Origin of the sequence: Desulfosporosinus sp. Sb-LF (assembly GCF_004766055.1) — a bacterium.
GTDB lineage: Bacteria > Bacillota > Desulfitobacteriia > Desulfitobacteriales > Desulfitobacteriaceae > Desulfosporosinus.
Genome location: NZ_SPQR01000030.1, coordinates 1 through 7637 on the forward strand (window position 1 = coordinate 1; position 7637 = coordinate 7637).

At 41.3% G+C, this 7637-nt stretch carries 5 protein-coding genes and 1 pseudogene; 2 read left to right on the plus strand and 4 right to left on the minus strand.

Annotated features, from left to right (window positions below; all coding sequences use genetic code 11):
- Positions 1-290: 290 nt before the first annotated feature.
- The 4 genes and pseudogenes from E4K68_RS20175 to larB form a co-directional block, all read right to left on the minus strand.
- Positions 291-1793: an MDR family MFS transporter gene (locus tag E4K68_RS20175; RefSeq protein WP_135380869.1), complete on the minus strand. Its 1503-nt coding sequence runs from the start codon at positions 1791-1793 to the stop codon at positions 291-293.
- A gap of 81 nt (positions 1794-1874) precedes the next feature.
- Positions 1875-4058, minus strand: a complete 2184-nt coding sequence (gene recQ / locus E4K68_RS20180; RefSeq protein WP_135380871.1) for a DNA helicase RecQ — start codon at positions 4056-4058, stop codon at positions 1875-1877.
- Between the two features lie 243 nt (positions 4059-4301).
- Positions 4302-5446, minus strand: a pseudogene (larC, locus tag E4K68_RS20185) (nickel pincer cofactor biosynthesis protein LarC).
- Positions 5443-6204 (minus strand): nickel pincer cofactor biosynthesis protein LarB, encoded by a 762-nt coding sequence (larB, locus tag E4K68_RS20190; protein ID WP_135380873.1) that lies wholly within the window; start codon positions 6202-6204, stop codon positions 5443-5445. The pseudogene larC and the gene larB overlap by 4 nt, the downstream one beginning before the upstream one ends.
- Before the next feature lie 455 nt (positions 6205-6659).
- Here larB and E4K68_RS20195 point away from each other — a divergent pair, with 455 nt between their 5' ends.
- A complete protein-coding gene (locus tag E4K68_RS20195; RefSeq protein WP_135380874.1) occupies positions 6660-7388 on the plus strand; it encodes an alpha/beta hydrolase in 729 nt (242 codons plus the stop codon).
- An 18-nt stretch (positions 7389-7406) separates the two neighbouring features.
- The gene (locus E4K68_RS20550; RefSeq protein WP_158291486.1) at positions 7407-7562 is read left to right on the plus strand and encodes a hypothetical protein; all 156 of its coding nucleotides are present in this window, start codon (positions 7407-7409) and stop codon (positions 7560-7562) included.
- Positions 7563-7637: the final 75 nt, after the last annotated feature.

Below are 7637 nucleotides of genomic sequence, written 5' to 3' on the forward strand. Positions count from 1 at the left end.
CTGTATTGAAGAAGATGATGACTTGCTCATTGTTTCTTTGAAACTCTTTCGAGTTTCTCTCATTGGCTGTCCTTGTTGTTTAGTTTTCAAAGACCATGGTTTAAACTTTGTAAACATAATGCCTCGTTGTGGCACTCAGTTATAATAGCATTTTCAGCTGACGCTGTCAACTATTATTATTTTCTGTCGTTCCTCTAAGTTCTTACTGAGAGAAGCAACATCTGCTATACTATCATGATATTCAGCTTAAATCAAGACTTAATTTGACTTTCTGTCAACTGCTTTTTGCATTACGCCTCATTCTTAGCCTTTGCTGGGTAAAAAATGACCAAGATAAAACTCAATACCGCTGATATGAATAAACCCCAATAGACATACTTAAGTGAAAGTGCCAACCCTGTTGTCATTATATCCAAAACTCCATGCGACAGAGTCCCTCTCTTAACTGGGTCAAGCAGTACATTAATGACGTCTACATTTAGTCCATCTCTATGCACTTCTTTGAGATAGTTCGATAATTTATTATTTAAAATTCCTCCCAAAATTGCAGCGCCCATGGTATTTCCCAATATGTTCATAAACATATTAGAGGCAGTCGCCACTCCACGCATCTCCCATTTCACGCTGTTTTGAATCCCTACGATAAAAACGGTCCTAGTGAGTCCCATCCCTATACCAATCAAGAATGAACCCACACCGGCCCAGAGCCACCCTTTTTCTGGGCTTAGAGTTACAAAGAATATTGAACCCACAAGAATCCAAATTCCTCCGACGATCGCAATACGTCTAAAGCCGAATTTAAACATAACCTTACCAGCCAAAGTAGCAGCAACCACCCAACCCATCGTCATAAAAGCAAGGACAAAACCCGCAATTATTGGGGACTTTACCATAACCCCTTGAATATAGCTTGGCAAAAACGAAGAAATCCCGATTAGCACGACACCCGTCGTCAATGTTGCTAAATTCGAAACCACAATTAAAGAATCTTTCCAAATCTCCAAGGGCATGATCGGCTCAGCTTCTCGTTTTTCCTGTAAGATGAACATATAGACTCCCGCAAAAAAAACTCCCAGCAGGACGAGGACCGGTGCCGATAACCAAGACCAAACTGTTCCCGCCTGTATGAAGACAACCATCAAAGAACTAATTGAGATAAAAATGAGTGCTGAACCAATGTAGTCGATTTTATGTTCTTGTTTATGTACCGTTTCCCCAAGAAAAAACCATATTCCGGCCACTGCAAACACGCCGATCGGAACATTGACCCAAAAAATCCAAGACCATTGAACATATTGTACAAAAAAGGCTCCAAGAGCTGGCCCAATGATGGAAGATACACCCCATACACTGGAAATATAGCCTTGAATGCGAGCGCGTTCTGACATACTAAAAATGTCCCCAACGATCGTAGTAGCTATAGGTTGTACAGCTCCTGCCCCAAAACCCTGGACAAATCGAAAAAGGATAAGCATATTCATCGTTTTGGCGAAACCACATAGTACAGACCCTACAAGGAAAATAAAGACACCAAACGTGAAAACAGGTTTTCGCCCGTACAAGTCGGCGAGTTTACCATAGATGGGAATTGTCACTGCTTGAGCCAAAAGGAAAGACGAAAATACCCAACTAAATAGAGAGAAACCCCCGAGATCTCCCACAATGCTGGGTATCGCAGTCGCGACAATTGTTCCCTCAATTGCAGCCATAAACATTGCTAACATAATGCCGGCTAAAACAACGGTGCGATTCGTTTTTATAGGTTTACGAACATGAACTTCCTTATTGAGCATGTATCTAAAAACTCCTTCTAAACTCCAAATGTGCTTTAGCTTATATTACGACAAACGACATAGGTGAGCATTTCAATTCTCTTATTCAGCTATTACTTTATGCTTCTCTAAAACTGCCCGAATCGTGAACCACTCCACCTCGTCTGAGAGAAGATCTTTAATAGGTCGTAATTTCTCTCGACCCACTTTGCATACCGCGTCCAAAATAGCTGATTCTTGTTCAACCGGTATGAAATCATTCCAAGGTACTGCATGTCCCTCAAGACTGCAACGAACAAAATGATCCTGGACTGTGAGCGCAGTGAGCTTTCTAACGTTCGCAATGTCTTCTAACGTGAGTCCTTCCTTGTAAAGCATTAAGGTTTGGTGATGACTTGGCAACTTTTCTTTTGCATTATTGGCTGAATTCCCATTTTCCTTGGGTGTTTCAATATCATCCTCATTAAATGAACGACTAAGTTTAGACTTGAGCCTTGCTCCTCCAGGAATTTCAACCTCAATAAAACTCTGGATCCCCGCCAAGAAGTCGTCTCCATACTTCTCTAATTTTCGCTCCCCAACCCCGCTGATGCGTATCATCGCCTGACGATCGTTTGGACAGACCTGAGCCATTTCTCTCAGGGTACTATCTGCGAAGATCATATAGGGTGGCAGGTTTTCCCTCTGAGCAATTTCCCTCCGAAGTGCACGCAAACGATCAAACAAACTAACCTCTTCAGTTTCTTTACGAGAAGGCAGTAGCGACACTTTTTGCCTGACCTTCGCCTCCCCTTTTATGACCAAAACTGCATTAGGGAGTAGTTTTACCACTGGGTATTCTCCATTTGATAGTTGCAAATAGTTTTCTGCTATTAAATAGTTGATGCGGTCTTTAATCTCCTGCAGTGAAACTTCACGCATAATCCCATGTGTGGTAAGTTCGTCGAATCGAAGCTCTAGGATCTTTTTATTTCGAGAACCTCTTAAAACATCTGCCACCATACCGATGCCATAACGCTCACGCATCCGGTATATACAAGAAAATATCTTTTGAGCCTCCACGGTAATATCTACGATCTCACGCTCGTCGTTACAATTACTGCAGTTGCTGCATTCTTCTTGGATGTTTTCTTCTCCAAAATACTCTAGAATCGTTTTACGTAAACAACGAGGTGTGTGACAATAATCAACCATCCCTTGAAGCTTCTTAAGCTCATTCATTTTGCGGTCCGGCTGAAAGATAGTCTGTTCAATCAGATATCTTTGCAAAACCACATCCTGCGGAGAAAATAACAAAAGACACTCTCCTGGCTCTCCATCCCGTCCGGCGCGCCCCGCTTCCTGGTAATAAGCTTCCATATTCTTCGGCATATTATAATGAATTACATATCGAACATTGGATTTATCAATTCCCATTCCAAACGCATTGGTGGCCACCATGACCGTCCTTTCATCGAAAAGGAAATCCTCTTGGCTTTTTTGACGATCTTCATCCTTCATTCCAGCGTGATATTTACCAGCTTTCAAGCCATTTTTAATTAAAACGGCTTGTAGGTTGTCCACCTCCTTGCGCGTTCCGGCATAAATAATTCCGGCCTGGTCAGTATGCGCTTTCACGTAATCCAAAACAAAAACCTTCTTGTTTTCCCCCCTAAGTGTTGCAAACGTAAGATTCGGTCGGTCAAAACCGGAAACAAAAACATTCGGATCGCTTAACCCCAAGTTTTGAATAATATCTACCCGAACCTCTTCGGTAGCAGTCGCAGTGAAAGCCCCGATTAACGGTCGATTTGACAACGATTTGAGAAAAGGTCCTAGCTGAAGGTAACTCGGCCGAAAGTCATGTCCCCACTGAGAAACACAGTGCGCTTCGTCAATTGCCAAAAACGAGACATGTAAAGAACCTAAAAGGCTACGAAAACTCTCTGATTCTAAACGTTCAGGCGCAATATACAAAAGTTTATAGTCTCCTCGTTCCGCCCGTTCAATCCTTGACCTGACTTCTTTTAATGACAATGAACTATTAATAAAGGTTGCCGGAACTCCATATTGCTGTAACGCATCCACCTGGTCTTTCATCAGTGAAATTAATGGCGAAATAACAAGTGTCGTCCCTTGAAACAAAAGAGCCGGGATTTGGTAGGCAAGCGATTTTCCGGCCCCTGTTGGCATAATGGCTAATGTATCTGTACCTAGAAGTAAACTTTCGATCACTTTTTGCTGGCCATCCCGAAAATGAGTATACCCGAAATACCTGCGTAGAACACCCAAGGCCTTTTCTATCATAATAAACGAACATCTCCTTAAGTTATGCAACCTCATTAATCTGACCTTATTATAACAAAAAAAGACCGGTTAAGGACTTTTCTCTTAACCCGGTTTTTCTATTTGTTACATTTTTAGGCAAATTAAATGAGTACAAGGACTTACTACTAGTCTCTACGCTCGTTTTTCACGTTATGTTACCTTTTATACTAGTTGTTCGTAAGCCTCGCATTTGATGATATCGTAGACCTCTTTAAGCGGAATCTAATGCTCTTCTGCTAGTTTGCGGCAATCTTCATATTCTGGAGCCACATTTCGCAGGCTATCCTGATAGTGAGCAACTTTCACCTTAGCTTTACCTAGCTTGGTCTGCACAGTCCTTAGTTCATAAGGCAACATATACTTGGCCACTGGGTAAACCCTAACCCCAATCGAGGTTGTCTCAGCAAATATTAGCTGGTAGAAATCTTCTAATTGATGGGTATGGATCAATAAACTCAATACTATGGCTGGGCGATTTTTTTTCATCTGAATTCTTTGTAAGAAAACATCCATCGCTCCGGCTTTAAGAAATTTAGTAATCATAAAACTCTGGGTTCATGTCATCTATATTAGCCTCCATCATCAGGGCTTGGCCTTGGTGGACTTCACCTTTGCCGCCATAACGAATCTTGCCCGTCGGAACCCGATTGATCCAGTTTCTCGCCAATACTTAAACGCAACATGTTGGGGATAACCAAATCCCGCTCTCCGGCTCCATAACCCGTATTCGCTACTCGCATCAGTGGCATACTTCCGAAGTTTTGACAAAAAGCCGTAATAATTGCCGCTCCAGTTGGGGTCACTAATTCTTGTTCTATATCTTGGGAATAAATTGGTACTCCTTGTAATAATTCCAGAGTCGCAGGCGCAGGAACGGGCATTAATCCGTGGGCACATTTAACAAACCCAGTTCCGGTATGTACTGGTGAAGCATATACTTCCTCGACCCCTAGCCTCCAGAGACCGATAACTGAACCAACAATATCAATAATGGCATCCATGGCACCAACCTCATGAAAATGAATTCGATCAACAGTTGTCTGATGTACTTTCGCCTCGGCCTCCGCTAGGCGAGTGAAAACCTGGATACTTTTTTCTTTAACAGTCTTAGGTAACGTACTTTGATTAATAATATCTTGAACGTCACTCAAATGTCGGTGAACATGGCCCTCTTCAGTTAATACGTGTACCTTGGTCCCACTGATTCCCTTTTTTACGACTTTCTCTATTTGTAGTTGATAACCCGTTAAAGGAAGTTTAGCTAAATCCGACTTTAGTTGCTCCCAATCTAAACCAGCATCCACTAAAGCCCCCAATGTCATATCTCCACTTATCCCGGCAAAACAGTGAAAGTAGGCGATTTTCATGCTCCAGCCTCCCCTATTCTATTGATTAAACTAGCCTGATACCCTGCACCGAAACCATTATCGATATTGACCACACTCACACCACTTGCACAGCTATTCAACATTGCAAGCAAAGCGGCTAACCCGCCGAAACTAGCACCATAACCAACACTGGTGGGCACGGCAATCACCGGTTTGTCGACTAACCCTCCAACCACACTGGCGAGGGCTCCTTCCATTCCAGCAACCACGATTAAAACCCGTGCGGCCAAAAGCTTATCCTTTTGGCTTAATAAACGATGAATACCCGCTACACCGGTGTCATAAAGGCGTTCCACCCGGTTGCCCATCACTTCGGCAGTAATAGCCGCTTCTTCGGCTACAGGAAGATCTGAGGTCCCAGCACTGATCACTAAGATATGTCCCCGTTTTGCCTGCTCACCCCGTCGTATCACAATTAAGCGAGCTAAATCATAATACTCAACGTTAGAAATTCGTGCAGCAACCGCTTCATAAACATCATGATTAGCCCTAGTTGCTAGAATGTTAGTTTCTGCCCCTTCGGCCAGTCTTTCAGCGATGGTGACGATCTGTTCAGTTGTTTTACCTGCACTATAGATAACTTCAGGAAATCCCTGCCTGAGCTGGCGATGATGGTCGATTTTTGCAAAACCCAAATCTTCAAAGGGCAAATCTTTTAATTTATCTAACCCTGAATCAATACTTATTTCGTTATTCTTGATTCCTATGAGCAAATCACGTAAGCTTTTCTCATTCATAATTTCTTTTCCTCTTCATCTTAATTTCATCCATACTCCCGTTCCGTAACCTTGCAGTCCATCACTTCTTTAATTTCCCCGACATATCGTTTTTCCTCAAGAGTTCGAATTCTATTATAATACAATTTAATTGAAGTGGGTAATCAGACCGTTAGTTCACCCCAACCTTTTGTTCCATCAGAGGCACAACACTGACCCATCAGAATACTTTTTATAATTTTTAATCAAACTTATCTAACCTACTTTAAATTGTATTTATTTTCCCCTAAAATAAGATTTAAAATCACCATAAAACCAAGTTTGGCTTATTAAGTATTAACCCCTTACGCCACAAAGGCCGTCACCTTTAACTTTTAGTGTCCAAGAACTCAACACAGAGAATCCATTATATGAAATTCAATCAGTCAGTAAAGAGGTTTTACGTACCATCGATAAATGGTTAAGGGGGATATCGAATGGCATTCATTCTAAATGATAATGTAAAAATTCGTTATGAAGTTGAAGGGAACGGAGACTGTTTAGTTCTTCAACATGGGTTTTTTGGTAGTATAGAAGATTGGTATGAATATGGATATGTAGATAACTTAAAGAAAAAATTTCAATTGATTCTAATTGATGCAAGAGGGCATGGCAAAAGTGACAAACCTCATATTTCTAATCAATATTCACTATACCTTCGGGCACTAGACGTGATAAAGGTTCTTGATGCTCAAAAAATTGAAAGATGCACTTACATGGGATATTCAATGGGAGGTTGGATTTCATTTGGATTAATGAAATGGTTCGAGAAGCGATTTAATTCATTTATCCTTGACGCTATACATCCCTATGAAAATAATATGCTTTCTTTACGGAATGCGGTGATGACTCTTGACATCTTGGTCCCTCAATATAATATATCTGAAAGACATAAAATGAGATTTTTGAATAATGATCGAGAAGCATTATTGGCATCTATTGAAGAAACTCGAAACGATAGTACTAATATATTAAGGAATATTACAGTACGCTGCTTGATGATGGCTGGAGAGAATGATGAGATTTATAAAAAGGTAAAAGGAAGTTCAGAATTAACAAATATGATTGAGTTTGTTACAATCCCTGAAGCGGACCATGGGGATTCGTTATACAAGAGCAACTTAATTATCCCAAATATTGAAAGATTCATTGCGCTTTCTTTATAAACCATTTATGAAGGACTAATGGAAGAAATGGGCATATTTCAGTATACGAAAGTCTCGACAGTCTACTTCGGCGAAACGCTGGAGGCTTCTGCCGAAGCAGCCTATCCTGAAAGGAAGACTTCGTGGCGAAGGTTAGACTTTCGGACCCGAACGGGTGGAACTCCGACCCCATAGACGTTTAAATGCTTGAAAATCGTTCGTTCTAACACAAAAAGACTACCTCGTTAGAGATAGTCCTTTTGCTGGTTT

What these genes read in the sequence shown, in the direction of transcription:
- E4K68_RS20175 (WP_135380869.1), bottom strand. Translation starts at nt 1,793, where the DNA reads ATGCTCAATAAGGAAGTTCATGTTCGTAAACCTATAAAAACGAATCGC.
- recQ (WP_135380871.1), bottom strand. Translation starts at nt 4,058, where the DNA reads ATGATAGAAAAGGCCTTGGGTGTTCTACGCAGGTATTTCGGGTATACT.
- larB (WP_135380873.1), bottom strand. Translation starts at nt 6,204, where the DNA reads ATGAATGAGAAAAGCTTACGTGATTTGCTCATAGGAATCAAGAATAAC.
- E4K68_RS20195 (WP_135380874.1), top strand. Translation starts at nt 6,660, where the DNA reads ATGGCATTCATTCTAAATGATAATGTAAAAATTCGTTATGAAGTTGAA.
- E4K68_RS20550 (WP_158291486.1), top strand. Translation starts at nt 7,407, where the DNA reads ATGGAAGAAATGGGCATATTTCAGTATACGAAAGTCTCGACAGTCTAC.